General features: G+C 67.9%; 1 protein-coding gene. It reads left to right on the top strand.

What is annotated here, in order from left to right; all coding sequences use genetic code 11:
• Positions 1–234 (top strand): efflux RND transporter permease subunit (locus ACQG3P_RS24085; protein WP_426806455.1); only part of this gene is annotated, 234 nt, incomplete at both ends.

The following is a 234-nucleotide window of genomic DNA, read 5'->3' as shown; positions in this document are numbered from 1 at the left end:
GGCGCGACGTGCACCGGGACATCGTCGAATCGGCCATGGTGCGCCTGCGTCCGATCCTGATGACCTCCATCGCCACCGTGGTCGGTGCCCTCCCGCTGGTGGTCGCCGGCGGCCCGGGTTCGGCAAGCCGCGGAACGATCGGCATCGTAGTGATCGTCGGTGTCACCGTCTCTACCTTCCTGTCGTTGTGCGTGGTCCCGGCGTTCTATTCGCTGCTGGCCCCGTACCCGCGCT

The sequence above is a fragment of the Stenotrophomonas sp. SrG genome (genome assembly GCF_050031795.1).
GTDB lineage: Bacteria > Pseudomonadota > Gammaproteobacteria > Xanthomonadales > Xanthomonadaceae > Stenotrophomonas > Stenotrophomonas rhizophila_A.
The sequence above is the reverse complement of the archived record's forward strand: the minus strand, read 5'-3'. Positions and strand labels throughout refer to the sequence as shown.